Genomic DNA, 14,663 nt, shown 5'->3' on the forward strand with positions numbered 1-14,663 from the left:
GGAAACGGCCCTCGACGGCGTGGCAGTATCAAATTTGCCGAATATGCCGTAGCGTCAACCGGAGCGGGCAAGAGAATCCGGCCAGAACCGGACCTGCCGAGGGGAGAGAATGATGCAGCAACTCAGCCCGATGGACGCGGCGTTCGTCTATATGGAAACGCCGTCCACGCCGATGCATATCGGGTCACTGGCGATCTACGATCCGTCGACATCGCCCAACGGCAAGCTGCGCTTCAAGGAGGTGTTGGGCTTTATCGAGAGCCGCCTCGACGGCGCCTGGGCGTTCCGGCGGCGGCTGGTCCGCGTGCCCTTCGATCTCGATCATCCCTACTGGATCGAGGATCCCGAATTCGATCTCGAATATCATGTCCGCCATATCGCGCTCCCCGAACCGGGCGACTGGCGGCAACTCTGCATCCTCGCCGCGCGGCTGCATGGCCGTGCGCTCGATCTCACCAAGCCGCTCTGGGAATTCACGGTGATCGAGGGGCTCGACAATATCGAAGGGCTGCCCGAGGGCTGTATCGCGATCCTCTCCAAGGTCCATCATGCCGCGATCGACGGCATGTCCGGCGTCGAGATCACGACCGCCGTGCACGACGTCACGCCCGACCTGCCCGATCGCGAATTCGATATGGACTGGAAGCCCGACAACAAACCCGCCGATGCCGAGCTGCTCGTGCGTGCGCAGATCAACGCCGTGCGGCAGCCGTTCAAGATGGCCGATATCGTCGCGCGGAGCATTCCCGGCCTCGCCAAGGCGAGCGCGGGCCTCCTGACCCGCGATCTCAAGCTGCCGACGTCCGGCACCGCGCCCAACACGCTGTTCAACCAGACCGTCTCCTCGCACCGCGTGTTCGACGGCGTCCGCTTCGATCTCGACGAGATCAAGGCGATCAAGGCCGGGGTCGAGGGCGCGACCGTCAATGATGTCGTGCTGTCCATATTCGGCGGCGGTCTGCGCAAATATCTGATCTCGAAAAACGACCTGCCGAAGGACGAAATGACGGCAATGGCGCCGATTTCGGTGCGCGCCGACGACCAGAAGGCCGATCTCGGCAATCAGGTCTCGGCGATGATCGTCGGTCTCGGGACGCATATCGAGGATGCGGTCGAGCGGCTCGAACATGTCCATGATGCCGCGCAGAAATCGAAAGAGCTGACCAAAGCGGTCGGGGCGCGCAACCTTTCGCGGATGAGCGGGATGACGCCGGGGGCGCTGATGGGGCTCGGGGCCCGGCTCTATGCGCGGGCCGGCCTCGCAAATGCCCATTCACCGGCCTATAACTGTGTCGTCACCAATGTACCCGGTCCGCCGATGGATATCTATTTCGCCGGCGCGAAGCTGATCGAACAGTTCGGCGTCGGGCCGATTTTCGACGGCATGGGCCTGATCAACATCGTCTACAGTTCGGGCGGGACGCTGACCCTGTCCTTCACCGCCGATCGCGATGCGGTCAGCGATCCGGAAAACTATGCGGCGGCGCTGCGCGAGACCTTCGAGGAACTGAAGGCTGCGCTCGTCAAGCCCAAACCCGCCAAGAAGAAGACCGCGAAAAAGCCGGCGAAGAAGAAGGAAAAGGCCGACTAGCTCCGCGAGGGAAAGATCGCCGACTGAATCCCGCTCGCCTCGAACGGCGACCATTCGCCTTCGGACTGGGCCAGCCGGTTGGCGACCAGGTACAGCACCGTGCCGTTGACGCCGAGGCCGCAATGGCTGCCATAGACTTCGACATTTTCCGAATGGTGGCTTTCGGTGACCTGGCAGTTCTGCCACGGCACCACGCCGTCGGCCCTGGTGTAGACGGCCGTCGTCGGCACCGTCGGCGGCGCCGCGATTTCGGCCATCTGCTCGCGCACCTTGTCGCTGCTGACCCGTTCGCCCGTCGCGGCTTCGTAGACGCGCCATACGGTCGTCGATTGCGCCCGGCCGCGCAGCGGCGAGCCGAGGGTCACCACCTGGCGGATCTTGTCCGGCACGCGTTCGCTGAGCTGGCGGGACATCGAACCGCCGAGGCTCCAGCCGACCAGGCTGACCTTCTGGCCGGTCTCCTCGTGAATACTGTGCAGTTTGTCGATCAGATGCTCGCCTTCCACACCGATCGCCCGCGGGCCGAGATTGCGGCCCAGGTCCCAGCAATAGGTGTCGTAGCCGAGCCGATCGAGATAGCGCCGCATGATCCGCGTCGAGCGGCCGCTCGCCATGAAGCCGGGCAGCACCATGACCGGATGCCCGTCGCCACGCGGCGCCGAGTAGAGGAGCGGCGAGGAGAGCGGCAGCGCCGCCATCTCGAACATCGCCCGGTGCAGTTCCGAAAAGGCCAGAAGGCGTGAGGGGCGGGATACCGCGGACGGATCCATTGCCGGTGCTGCTGTTGCCAAAACTATTATCTCCTGCCGTTCATGCGGTTCTTATATATTCCTGTCGGTTCCACATGCCGGCGGGATTCTAATGGCGGTGTTCGGGGCGTAACGTGTAGCGGCCCTGTTCGATGCCGTCGAATATCCCGGAAATGGCCGGATGATCGACGGGCTCCTCGCTTTCGTCGTGCAGCAGGTTCTGCTGGCTGACATAGGCGACATAGCTGCTCTCCGCATTTTCGGCGAGCAGGTGATAGAAGGGCTGGTCCTTGCGCGGGCGGATATCCTCCGGAATCGCCTCGTACCAGTCGTCGCTGTTGGCGAAGACCGGGTCGATATCGAATATCACGCCGCGGAAATCGAACATGCGGTGTTTCACGATATCGCCGATGGTGAAGGTCGCATGCGCGATCGCCGGCGCGTCTTTCGCCAGTTCGCTGCGCTCGCGCGGAGAGGGAATATCCTGATCCATTGGCAAATAATGTAGGTCCGGGGGTCATTCGTGGCAAGGACCGACTTGGCAAGCGCTGTGGGGTAAGCTAAGGCGCGCCGCTCGAACGGCCCGCCCGGCGACATATCGCCGGTGCGCCTTACTCATGCGGAGAGGTGCCGGAGTGGTCGAACGGGGCGGTCTCGAAAACCGTTGTGCCTTATGGGTACCGTGGGTTCGAATCCCACCCTCTCCGCCAGAAACCCGTTTTCTCCCGTTCGCATCCGTCCGCCCCTATTGACGTTTTTCCCAGAATTCTGCGGGTTTGGAGGCTATAGAAGGTTGGCGGCGTTCGTTCCCAGCCAGCGATAGGATGGGGCATTTTTGTGGTGTCGGCCTCGAAAAATGTGGTGTTTTGGAGAAGTGCCAAGCTGACCGATGGCAAGCTTCGAAACGCGAAGCTTAAGGCTTAATCCTCCAAACTCAGCGACGGCCATCAGCGATACCTATTGGTGACGCCCAAGGGATGAAGCTGTGGAGAATCAACTACAAGTACGATCAAAGCAGAAAACGCTCTCGATAGCCTCTTATCCGTTGGTTGGTCTCAAAAAAGGCTCGAGAGAAGCGAGACGAATCCCGTAAGCTGCTGTTCGATGGTAAAGACCTGAACACTGAAAAGCGCCTGAAGGAGGAAGCACAGGGATTGAATTTCGATGCGAAATGTCCTATTTAACGTCTGAATACAGGACGGAGTAACGGACATGCCACAGGCGGGAGCGCAAGGAAAGAAATCGGGCAAGCGGATGACGCGACGCGGCCGAGATAGGCGTGCTAAGACCACAAACGGCAAACTTGGCCCGGCTACGGGCCGTAACGCAGGTACTTTTGTGACCCGGTTTATGGCAAAAGGCGGCATTGTCGATGTCGATGAAGTCGCCGAGACATTCCACATGACCAAAACACAGCTGGCCAATACGACAGGCCTCGGAGTGGCAACGCTTACCAAGGCCGACCGGAAAACTTCTCCCAAGGCACAAAGGCGTGTCACGGAAATGCTTGAGATCATCAATCGGGTGCACGCTTGGGCGGGCGGCGAAGCTCAGGCGATGGCTTGGTATCGCTCGCAGCCGATCCCGGCACTCAATGGCCGCACGCCAGAAGCACTGGTCAAGTCAGGCAAAGCAAATGCAGTGCGCGACTATCTCGACCATTTGGCGCTCGGCGGCTTTGCTTGAGATTCACTAAGCGATGCTATCGCGGACATGATCCCGCGTGGTCCTTCTCGCCTTTATCGGGCGAGGGCGCTTCACTTACGGGTGGCCGATTCAATCGGGTCGGAGAACCAACCCTCTATCTCGCGCTCGATGCGATAACGGCGGTCAAGGAATGCACGCAGGGGCTGGGAAATCGCCTGCAGCCGATCACGCTGTGTGAGTATGATGTCGATTGCGAGGATATCGCGGACCTGCGAACGGCGGCGAGCCGCAAAAAACACAAGGTGAAGCTCAGTGACCTCAAATGTGGCTGGCTCACCTACCGCTATGAGGCTGGCGATGCGCCCTCCTGGATGATCGCCGATCGACTGCGCGAGGAAGGTTTCGCTGGCATTCTCGTGCCGAGCTTTGCTCCGGGCGCTACAAGACGCAATCAAAATCTTGTCCTGTGGCAATGGGGTCCGAAACTCCCGCATCAGATCCTCGTCTATGACCCGAGCGGCCGGCTCCCAAAGAATCAGCTTTCTTGGCCTGACAAAAAAGAAAAAGGCTAGGATCGAAGCCAAAGGGTGGAAAACACAGACAATGATGACAGCACAATACAATGCGAGTGTTTGGGACAAACGCGGCCTTCGCTAATTTCCATCATTCGGCGCTGTGAGATCCGCCCGAACAGCGTGTTTGTGCCCCGGACACACGCTGCGCACCCCATAGAGCTTGCGACACACCGCAAGTCCGTTCAAAGTAAAGCAAAATTTTTCCGCGGCATATTCCATGGCATTTCCGAAGATGTACTGGGACTAGGCCAATTATTTCAGCAAGCTAAATCACGAGTTCGAATGCTGCGCTATCTGCTAGCCGGTCTTCGCTTTTCATCAGGTTTTTATTGCCGTGGTTTTTCTCCATATTCTGGATGATGGCTGCAAGAGTCTCGAAAATCATACGGCTCCTGAAACGCGATTTATCGTCTTTACCCCAGTTTGATCAATCGGAATGAGCCGGGACCTGAGCACCTACAGTGGCAATCCGAGCGAACCAGGGTTCATTTTTCCCGAAGGATCTACGTGCGATTTCAGGGTTTTGAGCAAGGCGGTGGCACCCGCATCGCGGTCTCTCATATAGGGATAAGTCTTGCCGATTTGGAGATGTACGCCACCATGCTTGAAGGCTGTTTCAATCATCAGCGCGCGAATTTCTCCTGCAAGTTTTCTGGCTTCCGGGCTTGGGGCGATGTGCGCAATGCTATCCATGACGCTCTTGGCTGTATGGCGGTGATGAAATTCATCGCCCTGATCATCCCAGGCGATGACCGTCTCAAACAAAAAGCCCGTTGTTCCGACCGTTGCCGTGGCAATCAGGACGTTCATGTTGAACGGCGCCATGCGCTCTTCAAAGTCTTCCAGCGCCGCAAAAAAATCGCGGTTGCAATCGACGATCTCGGAGAACGGCAAAATCGCACTCGGCGGCACCAGCCTTTGACCGGTGGAAGAGAACATCGCGTGATCTTTAAACGGCTCGGCGCGCATGGCATTGGGCACGGTATTGGCAATTTTCGTGCCCAGGACGCCGACGGCTTGGCGTACGACATCCGCTTTGGCGGCGACTATCGCCTGGGTCGCGCCTTCCACGACATAATGCATCGAACATTCGGCGTCGGTAGCAAATTCCCTGCCGGCGCGCACCGTTCGGACCATACGCTTCAAACCATCGAAAACCCCGTTTCCGGATCGGCCGATCCGGAGCAATGTACGAACATTGTCCAGTAAGGTACCACTGTTGGCCGCGTCGGACAGTCTTCGCCTTGAAGTTCCGATATTGTCTGCAGCGACGCCCTCCGTCGCCACTTTCGCTGCGGCTTCAGCGCAGTCAGCAAAGCTGTCGAATCCGAATGACAGGCCCTGCGTGTATCTCGGGCGTTTGATCAATCTCAGCGTGATATGGGCTTTTATGCCAAAAGCGCCGCAATCGCTGCAAAACAGGCCTGTCAGGTCTGGGCCGTAATTGCGAAAGAAGGGCGGGTGACCCGGTTGCCCGGATGCGCCGGTTTTGATGCGCCTGCCGCCAGCGACGACCACTTCCATGTCGAGGACGCTTTCGGAGGAAACGCCATATTCTCCCGACCCCAGACTTATGGAACCTTGCGATATGCCGCCGCCGACCGTGGCGTGGAGGCCCGACAACGGACCCCAGAAGGGAGTTCTCAACCCATGCTCTCGTAGTGCCCGATCAAGCTTCGCCCATGTGCAGCCGGCCTCGACCGTCACATAGTTATCGACGGCATTGATTTCCAAGATACGGTTCATTCGGCTCGTATCGAGCAAGACACCGCTCTGGGTGGCAAGATAGCCCGACGTGTAGGAATAGCCGCCCCCTCTGGGGAAAATCGCCAATCCCAATTCTTCGGCTAAAGCGACGCATCGACCGAGAGCCTCGATGGAGTCTGGTCGCAGGACGGCTTCGACATCCATGCCGCGGCTGTAATAGTCCTGACTGTAATATGTTATCTCGCTCGGAGATAGCTCGACGCAGTCTGCTCCCAATGTGTTCAGAAGCGCTGTCTTCACATTCAATTCGGTAGCGCCCTGATCGGTTTCGAAGGAAGGTGTCATCTAAGTCTGACTTGTTGTGATTTGATCCTGCAGGTTGCCATGGCTCTCAACGATCGGCGAATACGAATAATGTACTCCCCGACGACGCTTTTCGTTAGCCTAAAATCTGATGTCACCGCTTAGTGATCACAAGTGACATTCTGGTTTTCCGGGACCGAGAATTTGGCCAGCATGTTCGAAAATACGGCTTCTCGACTGCTCGAACAGCGGCGCAAACGGTGAATGGCGGCAGAGAGCGCAGGCGCTGTTATCGCGTTCGCGGCGCAGGGCATGATCGGGTTGAGGGAAGGGGTATGACAACGCATCGAGGGTACGCCGAAGGCCCATACGGGCAAATCCATTATCGCGATACAGGTGAGGGAGTAGCGCTTCTCCTATTTCACCAATCCCCGATGTCTCACCGGCAATATGATAGCGTTTATGACCTGCTCCATGATCGCGGCATCAGGGCGATCGGCGTCGATACGCCGGGCTTTGGTATGTCCGATCCGCCAGATTTTGTGCCGACCATTCAGGACTATGCCAGGATAGCACCCGCTCTCTTGGACCATCTGGGGATTGAGCGCGCTTTTGCCCTTGGTCATCATACGGGCGCGCAAGTGGCGACGGAAGTAGCGGCGCTTGTTCCAGACCGGATCATGGGACTGATACTGAACGGACCTACACCGTTCAGCGATGATGCGCGGGCGACAAGCCTCAAACATGTCGAGATCAATGAGAAGGGTTTCAAGGCTCAGCCCGATGGGATGCACTTGGCCAAAGCCTTCAAAAGCCGGATGACGTTCGCAAACAAAGATACGAAGTGGCCGCTGACAACTCGCTATATCGCCGAGCAGTTCGGCGGGCTGGGCCCATTTTGGTACGGGCATCACGCGGCATTCGTCTACGATCACGCGGCATCAATCAAAACGATATCCCACCCGACATTGATCCTTACAAACACAGGCGACCAGATTTACGATCTTGCCCAAGAGACCCGAGAAATGCGTCCCGACTTTGCTTATGCGGAGATCGAAGGAGGCGGTATCGATATCGTCGACGAAAAGCCCGATGAGTGGGTCGAGGCTGTCACGGCGTTTATCGGCGAACTCTACGCAACTGCCGAATGACTAAACCAGGCCCCGAAGCCTGGCGTAGCCGCCGTCGAGCGGTAATACATGCCCGGTGATGAATTCCGATGCTCTTGAACACATAAATATCATTGTTCCACCGATGTCGGAGGCTGACCCTGTCCGCGCGACGGGTATGCTCTGAACAAATGCATTACCCATAGCCGCCAGCTCATGCTCGGTCATGGAGGTATTGAAGGCGCTCGGGGCAATGCAATTGACGTTGATCGAGCGTTTTGCGAGCTGGCCGGCCATTACCGCCGTCAGGTGATGCACCGCCGCCTTGCTGGTCGAATAGGGTGCCAGGGGCGCGGGGAGATTGGCGACCACCGACCCAATATTGATGACCCGCGCACGGCTGCTATCACTCGTTGAATTTTCCAACAGGCTCAAAAGCGCGCGGGTGAGGAAGAAGATGGGCCGGACATTCGTCGATTGAATATTGTCCCAACTGTCTTCATCGCATTCATCGAGTGTGTCGCCGGAATAGATTCCCGCATTGTTGATCAGAAAATCGAGCGAAGCCGTTCTCTCTTTCAACGCGGAAACCAGCGCATCCACACCTTCCTTTTCCGACAGGTCGTAAAACCCGATGTGCTGAAGAGGGCTGTCTCCCATTGCGTCCGCCGATGGCAAGGGTGTGGAATTGGAGGTCACGAAGACCTTGGCCCCGGCGGTCCGCAGCGCCCGTGCGGAGGTCAGCCCCAAGCCCGAGCAGCCTCCGGTTACGAGCGCGCATCGACCCGCGAGGCTGAAAAGGTCAGCCGGCGATGCAACAGCTTCCTCGTCGATCCTCATTGGAAAATCCCTTTCTGATGCTTTTCGCCTGTCGGTCCTATCTGGATGGCCGTCCAACCGGAGCCGGATTTATTGTGGCGGGGACTTTCCGAACGGCAGCGTCAGAGATGTGGGCCCGCCGCTTTTCGCCAACATTTCCTCGAACCCTTTCGAGTTGATCTGCGCGCGCTCTGCCAGGCGCTCATATGCGCCTTCTGGCCATGTTGTGGCGAAGCCGTAGGGATATTTCGACGTGTCCTCTTTCCTGCCATCTTCCGACCAAATGAGCGGGAAGAGCGGACCTTGTGGTTTCTCGCCCTCGAGCATTTCGTCGAAGCCGATACCGGCAATGTTCAGGCAGTCCGGGCGCGGCGCCCAAGTAATGTCATCCCCGAACACGCGCGTGGAAATGGCATAGCGCCATTTGTCGGTTGGATTGCCCGTTGCGTAGTGCAGGACCCATGGGTGCAGCACCAGCATATCCCCCGGATCCATTTCCCAGGTAAGATATTCCGCGTCCGGGTGATCTCTCAGACTTTCGCCGTCTGGGTGGTTCGGCCGATCAGACGGCTGGATCATTTGCTTCGCATTCGGCGAAAATAGCCAATACAGAACGTCATGAAGATGCGAGCCGCGAAGTACCTGCAGGCTGTTTGCATGCGTAACTTCGCTCAGCGCGGTCCATACCGAAGGCACCATCTCCCCTTTGACCGGCCAGCCGGCTCTATCCGCGTGCCAGATCGTCTTTTCGTCCGATTGCGGCGCCTTGGCGAAGACCTCTTCGAAGAAATACCGGATCTCATTCGATTGCAAAATTTGACCACAGGCCTCCGCCAATGGTGAGTTGAATGCGTATTCGCGAACCGCATCATAGATGCGAGCAGGGTGTCGCAACGGCGCCGTCGGCAACAGTCCGGTTTTGCCTTCGCTCGCGACCATCTCCTTTACCACCGGCAACAGAGAATCCACCCAGTCCCGATCGAATACTTTGCGAAGGCAGACCACGCCAAAGCGACGATATTCGTCAACCTGTGCCTGAGTAATCGGTTCGATGGGATGACGATTCACAATAAGATTTCCGGTTCAACTAGGAGATTTTTGATTTCCCATTACACAGTCTCAAAAATACTATCGATCCCATTGTGCGACGACGGCAGATCGTTCCAAGCTCTTGAACCTGCAGGCGCTTCAACCAATCGCCCGATACTCTGCAAGAACCGGCCTCCGGGAACCAATGGGAATGGGAAATCTAGCGATAAATTTGCAAAATGTCGGAAACGAGATCTGAGTGAGTTGGCGGGGAAGCTCGCATCGGGTCTTGTCTGCTGCCGCGGCAGCGATCATGCGATGATACGCCAGCTGCTGCGGCCCGCTGCGAAGAAAGTTGCTAAGCAGCTCACCGCAACCCATCAGTTTGAAAACAATTGGACCGCCCGCCAACTCCCGAACTCAATGTCGGGGTCAGGAAGGTAGCTGCGTATCACCAACAAGCCGCTCGAAAATCTCTAGAAAGGCTTCCTCAACTGGCCGCAATGGACGATTGGATAGATGGTAAAGACCGATCTTTCGCTTCAGCGCACGCTCCAGCTTTTTTACGACCACGACGTTTCCATTGGCAATTTCCTCATGACATATGATGGGCGCCAGCACCGTCAGGAATTCCCCGGACTTAACGAGATTCAGCACGAGATTAACCGAGTTGGATCGAAGCGCTGATCTTTCCACAACGATCCCGTTCTGCCCGAGATATCTATTTGTGCTTTCTGCGTTTCGATTAAAGAATGCCCATTTCGATGCGGCGAGATCAGTAGCTGAGATATCGGATTGAGCAGAGAGTGGATGGTCGCTCGAGCCGAGTATATCCGCATTCATGTCCATCATCGGCCGAAAAGTCAGCCTTTCATCGTCCTGATCGGCTTGAAGCGGATCTGCAGCAAGGAGAAAATCGAAACCGCCTTCCAGCAGATCGCGGCGCAGATCAACATATCCTCCCTGCATGGCGTCAACCGTCGAACTGGGATATTCGGCAAGGAATGCCTTTAAAACGGAACCCATCAACCCTCGTGTAAAAAGCGCAGCGATTCCGATGCGTAAATGACCATCGGAATGGTCCCTGATCGCCGTGATATCGGACTTTGCACGCGCCCAATCATTCAAGAGCGCGCGCGCTCTTACGAGCAGTTCTTCGCCTTCCTCCGTCGGCACGACTCCGCTTGGGCTCCGAACAAGCAGCGATAGACCCACTTCATGCTCGAGGTTTTGAATACTGCGCGTCAGAGCGGGTTGGCTTACGAACACGTCTTCGGACGCCCTTGTGAAATTGCCGGCGTCCGCGACCGCCACGAAATGGCGCAATTGACGAAACTCCATATCGAAATCCTCTCCGAGCAGCTTGGCAAACGCTGAATCGACGGGGCTGGACCGCAGACTATAGCTGACATGCACAACGCAATGCATTCAGCCTATGGCGCTATGCGCACTTCGCATTTTTCATCGCGCGCTTCTTGTGGTCTCCTGATTGCCTAAGTCGCAGTTTTGACCTGCCCTACTCCAGGAGCGATCTTCGATATGCCTCTCAATCGACACCCCCTTCGCCCTATATCGGAGGAGGACGCCGACATCTATGCGCGCGATGGAGTGGTCTGCCTGCGAGAAGTATTTGATCCGGAATGGATGGAAATGCTCGCACCTTTTGCGAGGCGGATTATCGTCGACAAAGAAGATTTCGGCCTGCTGCCAACAACGCCCCGCCGATACATGGCCCGCAAGATAGAAGAATTCCGGAACTTCGTATTCGATTCGCCGTTAGGCGAAGCCGTAGGGAACACGTTGCGATCCCGATGGATCCGTTTCTATTTCGATGAGATTTTCGCCAAGCCGCCCCGTTCGGATGCGGTAACCAAATGGCATTGTGACCGGATGGGTTGGCCGGTCTCGGGACAGATGGTTCCTTCCGTCTGGATTCCTCTGACGCCGATCACGACGGCTAACTCGATGGAGTGTATTGCAGGTTCGCATCGCGGCGACGTGCCTTACTGGCTTTTCTCGGCCAATGCACGCCGGATGATTCAGCCGAAGGACCGGCCCACGCATCCCGATGGCGAAGCTTTGCGGTCGGATCCGCGTATTCGTTTCCTCAGTTGGGACATGCAGCCGGGGGACATGCTGATAATTCACCCCTGGTGCCTTCACTACTCGTGCGGGAATCCGACGGATAGCTGGCGCCTGGCAGTATCGATGCGCGTCTTTGGGGACGATATTCGCTGGGACCCACGGCCGGACGCCAACAACTTCGCGGGCATTTCTTTTGACGAAATGATGAAAGGGCTTGAACCCGATGGCCCGCTTTTGCCGATAATCTGGTCTGAAGACGGGAACTGCGACAGCGCAAAGAACTATCCCCGTGGTTTCGCAACGCATTGGCCGAAAAGCCTGGATCGCGATCGGATGTTGAAGGAAACTTTCAATCCGCCGGAATTCGTGAACCGGGAGCCCGCAGGCCCTTCGAAGATCGACATAGAGCCATTGCTGGATTCGACGTCTGCGCAGAGGGGCTCTTGATGACTTTGCGCGCTATGGCCGGCTAACCAGGTTTCCGAGACGCCAGTACGCCAGCATGGGCGAAGCCGTCGGGCGCCATTTCATTCAAGATTATACGCACCGATGTGTCGGGTTCATCAAGGGAATCGGCGACGGCGTCGGTAACCCGTCTGACCATCTCGATTTTTTGCTCCGTCGATCGTCCTTCGAGCAGATGTATCTGTATTATCGGCATCGTGGTTTCCTTTCCCAGTCCGTCCCGCGCCATGGCGATCGGCAAACTTGGCGACGCGGGAGCCCGGCTGCGCTTCGGCATGAATGAAGGGCGGTTGTCCCCGCGCCCCATATCGAACCGCGGTCGCGCAAGATGGATAGCGTTGCCGGTTTGGGAAACATGCCAGCATCGCCATTTTGATCGTCCACCGATTAGTTCTGGCGATCTGCGGGACGCATACCATTCCTCTCGTGCACACCTCGTTTCCATATCGATCGGTCGATCCGGTCTCGCGGATCAAAAAACCGTACGGACCTTCAATTTATTCAGTCGGACGGGGACCATGAGAATAATCGATCGCAAGGGCGTCGCTACAATACTGTCCTTTCCACACTGTATCGCTGCCCTTCGCCAGGCAATGGCGGCCGTCTCACGCGGGGAGGCGACATTGCCTCTTCGTCAGTTCATGGGCGTGCCGGGCGTGGAAGGAAAACTGGCGATGATGCCTGGCGCCATGACGGACCCTGCCTGCTTCGGCCTTAAACTGCTGAGCAAATATGATCGCGAACCCGGCGATCAACTGCCTCAACTTATAGGAGCCTATCTCCTTTTCGATTCCTCCTCGGGCCAGCTGCTGGCCATTTTGGACGGAGCCGAATTGACCGCGCGACGTGCGGCCGCGGCCAGTGCGCTTGCTACAGATTTGCTTGCCCGCAAAGACGCCAGGAAACTCGCTATTCTAGGAAATGGAAATCAGGCAAAGCTGCACATAGAAGCCATCGCCGCTATCCGGCCGATAGATGAAGTATGCGTATGGGGTAGAAATGCGGATCGCGTGAACGCTTTCGTCAATGACCAGCAAGAGCGTACCGGGGTCGCCACGAGGGCGTTCGGTTCGGTTGAAGAGTGCATCGAGGAGGCTGATATCGTCTGCACGACCACCGGAGCCAAAACGCCGATCCTTCCCGGCCTGGCGCTTCCCGACGGTGTTCATGTCAATCTGATGGGCGCGTCAACGGCTGCGGCGAGAGAGACAGATGATGAAACCGTGAAACGTAGCCGTTTTTATGTCGATTACCGGCAAGCCGCCCTTTCCGCGGCAGGCGAGCTTATCGATGCCATCGAGCAGGGCGTGGTAGGCGAAGAGCATATTGCCGGCGAGATCGGCGACGTCATCAATGGGCAAGCAGAAGGCCGTATCTCCGATGCCGACATCACGGCGTTCAAGGCACTCGGCATTGCCGCGCAGGACCTGGCAGTAGCCTATAGGGTGTTTGAAGGTGCGCGAGATGAGGACTACGGTATCGACGTCGCTTGGGGTGTTTAGCCGGTCATTGTCTCTTCGCTACCGCCAACGGCGGAGCTTGCGAGCGTCTTTATCCGGTTTGACCAATGCGGACAGTTGTCGGCTGGCGCGGAGCGCGCGCCATTGCTTCGTGTTGCGCGCGCGAACGATTCAAGCCGAAGGTATCGCGTCCGACAGATAGCGGGCGATCAAGAGAGGCGCCGCCATTCTTTTCCGATCTCAACTCCTTGCTGATCGCTTTAGCGCCTTCCTTGATTTCGGATGCATAGCGCTCAATCGCCGCTTTCATCGGCATGGCAGTAGCGAAGAAGACGAGTGCCAAAGCCCCGCAGACTTCAGATCCATTGAAGATCGGAGCTGCGATTGACGAGTTTTTACCAGGCGGCGACGTGAATGAGTTCCGATCGCGGGTGGCGAACCCATCCTGACGTATCTTTTCGAGGTCGCCGTGTTTCCGCGCCAGATTGATTGCATGTTTACAATCGCTCCCCTCGACGACTTCAATGCCCCTCAGACAGGCCTCGCGCTCCTCGGGTGAACAGTAGGCCAGATAGGCGCGGCCCGAAGCCGAATCAAGAATTGGGAATGTGAAACCGGGATAATAGTGACTGAGCGTCAGTGAGGTCAGTTCGTGAGTGCCGTCGCGTACGATCATGGAACTGCCAAGCCGCGTTGCGACGATCATCGGCCATTCAAGTGTCTTGGTCAGTCGGACAAGGTGACTGCGGGAAACCTCCACCAGGCGACTGTCATTCTGGAATCCGTGGGAAAGCGATTGCACCAGGCCGGTTACCCGAAATCGTTTTCGGGCAGGTTCCCGCTCCACATATCCATCGGAAACCAGCGTATTAACAATGCGGCATACGGTGGGATAGGGAAGTCTGGAAGATCTGGCGATTTCCGCCATGTTCATGGAGCCACCAAAGCTGATGATGCGTAGAACTTCCAAGCCGCGCGTTATCGCCCGGATTGGAATCGGTGAGGTTTTCGTTTCTTCCATGCAATTTCTGCTTGTCGCTTGACGGCTGAACTCACCCGTCTGACTTCTCCTCCTCCATCGCTACCCCAGTCCTCAGCTGTACATTTAACAGCGTCTTCTTCGA

At 57.3% G+C, this 14,663-nt stretch carries 14 protein-coding genes and 1 tRNA gene; 7 read left to right on the top strand and 8 right to left on the bottom strand.

Annotated features, from left to right (window positions below; all coding sequences use genetic code 11):
- Positions 1-112 precede the first annotated feature (112 nt).
- A complete protein-coding gene (locus tag HFP57_RS15765) occupies positions 113-1,591 on the top strand; it encodes a WS/DGAT/MGAT family O-acyltransferase (protein ID WP_218135035.1) in 1,479 nt (492 codons plus the stop codon).
- On the opposite strand, the gene HFP57_RS15770 is transcribed toward HFP57_RS15765, so the two are convergent.
- Together HFP57_RS15770 and hspQ are read right to left on the bottom strand one after the other, a co-directional pair.
- Positions 1,588-2,382 (bottom strand): esterase/lipase family protein, encoded by a 795-nt coding sequence (locus HFP57_RS15770; RefSeq protein ID WP_218135036.1) that lies wholly within the window; start codon positions 2,380-2,382, stop codon positions 1,588-1,590. The genes HFP57_RS15765 and HFP57_RS15770 overlap by 4 nt on opposite strands.
- Before the next feature lie 67 nt (positions 2,383-2,449).
- A complete protein-coding gene (gene hspQ / locus HFP57_RS15775) occupies positions 2,450-2,833 on the bottom strand; it encodes a heat shock protein HspQ (RefSeq protein ID WP_176870677.1) in 384 nt (127 codons plus the stop codon).
- Between the two features lie 128 nt (positions 2,834-2,961).
- Between hspQ and HFP57_RS15780 the strand changes: the two genes are divergently transcribed.
- The 3 genes from HFP57_RS15780 (at position 2,962) to HFP57_RS15790 (ending at position 4,559) form a co-directional block, all read left to right on the top strand.
- Positions 2,962-3,050 (top strand) — tRNA-Ser (locus HFP57_RS15780).
- A 502-nt stretch (positions 3,051-3,552) separates the two neighbouring features.
- Positions 3,553-4,026 (top strand): MbcA/ParS/Xre antitoxin family protein, encoded by a 474-nt coding sequence (locus HFP57_RS15785; RefSeq protein WP_246263200.1) that lies wholly within the window; start codon positions 3,553-3,555, stop codon positions 4,024-4,026.
- Positions 4,023-4,559 (top strand): RES family NAD+ phosphorylase, encoded by a 537-nt coding sequence (locus HFP57_RS15790; protein ID WP_176870678.1) that lies wholly within the window; start codon positions 4,023-4,025, stop codon positions 4,557-4,559. Before HFP57_RS15785 ends, HFP57_RS15790 begins: the two co-directional genes overlap by 4 nt.
- Positions 4,560-5,018: 459 nt before the next feature.
- Here the strand turns inward: HFP57_RS15790 and HFP57_RS15795 are convergent, their stop codons facing one another.
- Positions 5,019-6,614, bottom strand: coding sequence for an FAD-binding oxidoreductase (locus HFP57_RS15795; protein WP_176870679.1), 1,596 nt, complete (start codon positions 6,612-6,614; stop codon positions 5,019-5,021).
- A gap of 293 nt (positions 6,615-6,907) precedes the next feature.
- Here HFP57_RS15795 and HFP57_RS15800 point away from each other — a divergent pair, with 293 nt between their 5' ends.
- Positions 6,908-7,723 (top strand): alpha/beta fold hydrolase, encoded by an 816-nt coding sequence (locus tag HFP57_RS15800; RefSeq protein ID WP_176870680.1) that lies wholly within the window; start codon positions 6,908-6,910, stop codon positions 7,721-7,723.
- Here HFP57_RS15800 and HFP57_RS15805 read toward each other — a convergent pair whose 3' ends face one another.
- The 3 genes from HFP57_RS15805 to HFP57_RS15815 form a co-directional block, all read right to left on the bottom strand.
- A complete protein-coding gene (locus HFP57_RS15805; RefSeq protein ID WP_176870681.1) occupies positions 7,724-8,521 on the bottom strand; it encodes an SDR family NAD(P)-dependent oxidoreductase in 798 nt (265 codons plus the stop codon). It abuts the gene before it with no gap.
- A gap of 69 nt (positions 8,522-8,590) precedes the next feature.
- The gene (locus tag HFP57_RS15810; RefSeq protein ID WP_176870682.1) at positions 8,591-9,568 is read right to left on the bottom strand and encodes a phytanoyl-CoA dioxygenase family protein; all 978 of its coding nucleotides are present in this window, start codon (positions 9,566-9,568) and stop codon (positions 8,591-8,593) included.
- A 393-nt stretch (positions 9,569-9,961) separates the two neighbouring features.
- Entirely contained in the window at positions 9,962-10,945 is a 984-nt protein-coding gene (locus tag HFP57_RS15815; protein ID WP_176870683.1) for a LysR family transcriptional regulator, read from the bottom strand.
- Between the two features lie 123 nt (positions 10,946-11,068).
- Between HFP57_RS15815 and HFP57_RS15820 the strand changes: the two genes are divergently transcribed.
- On the top strand, positions 11,069-12,061 hold the full coding sequence (locus HFP57_RS15820) for a phytanoyl-CoA dioxygenase family protein (protein WP_176870684.1): 993 nt from the start codon (positions 11,069-11,071) through the stop codon (positions 12,059-12,061).
- A 22-nt stretch (positions 12,062-12,083) separates the two neighbouring features.
- On the opposite strand, the gene HFP57_RS18215 is transcribed toward HFP57_RS15820, so the two are convergent.
- Positions 12,084-12,524 (bottom strand): 2-hydroxymuconate tautomerase, encoded by a 441-nt coding sequence (locus tag HFP57_RS18215; protein WP_343045235.1) that lies wholly within the window; start codon positions 12,522-12,524, stop codon positions 12,084-12,086.
- A gap of 73 nt (positions 12,525-12,597) precedes the next feature.
- On the opposite strand from HFP57_RS18215, the gene HFP57_RS15830 reads away from it, so the two are divergent.
- Positions 12,598-13,581 (top strand): ornithine cyclodeaminase family protein, encoded by a 984-nt coding sequence (locus HFP57_RS15830; protein WP_176870685.1) that lies wholly within the window; start codon positions 12,598-12,600, stop codon positions 13,579-13,581.
- A gap of 49 nt (positions 13,582-13,630) precedes the next feature.
- Here HFP57_RS15830 and HFP57_RS15835 read toward each other — a convergent pair whose 3' ends face one another.
- Positions 13,631-14,560 (bottom strand): helix-turn-helix domain-containing protein, encoded by a 930-nt coding sequence (locus tag HFP57_RS15835; RefSeq protein ID WP_176870686.1) that lies wholly within the window; start codon positions 14,558-14,560, stop codon positions 13,631-13,633.
- Positions 14,561-14,663 lie beyond the last annotated feature (103 nt).

It is taken from the genome of Parasphingopyxis algicola (assembly GCF_013378075.1).
Taxonomy (GTDB): domain Bacteria; phylum Pseudomonadota; class Alphaproteobacteria; order Sphingomonadales; family Sphingomonadaceae; genus Parasphingopyxis; species Parasphingopyxis algicola.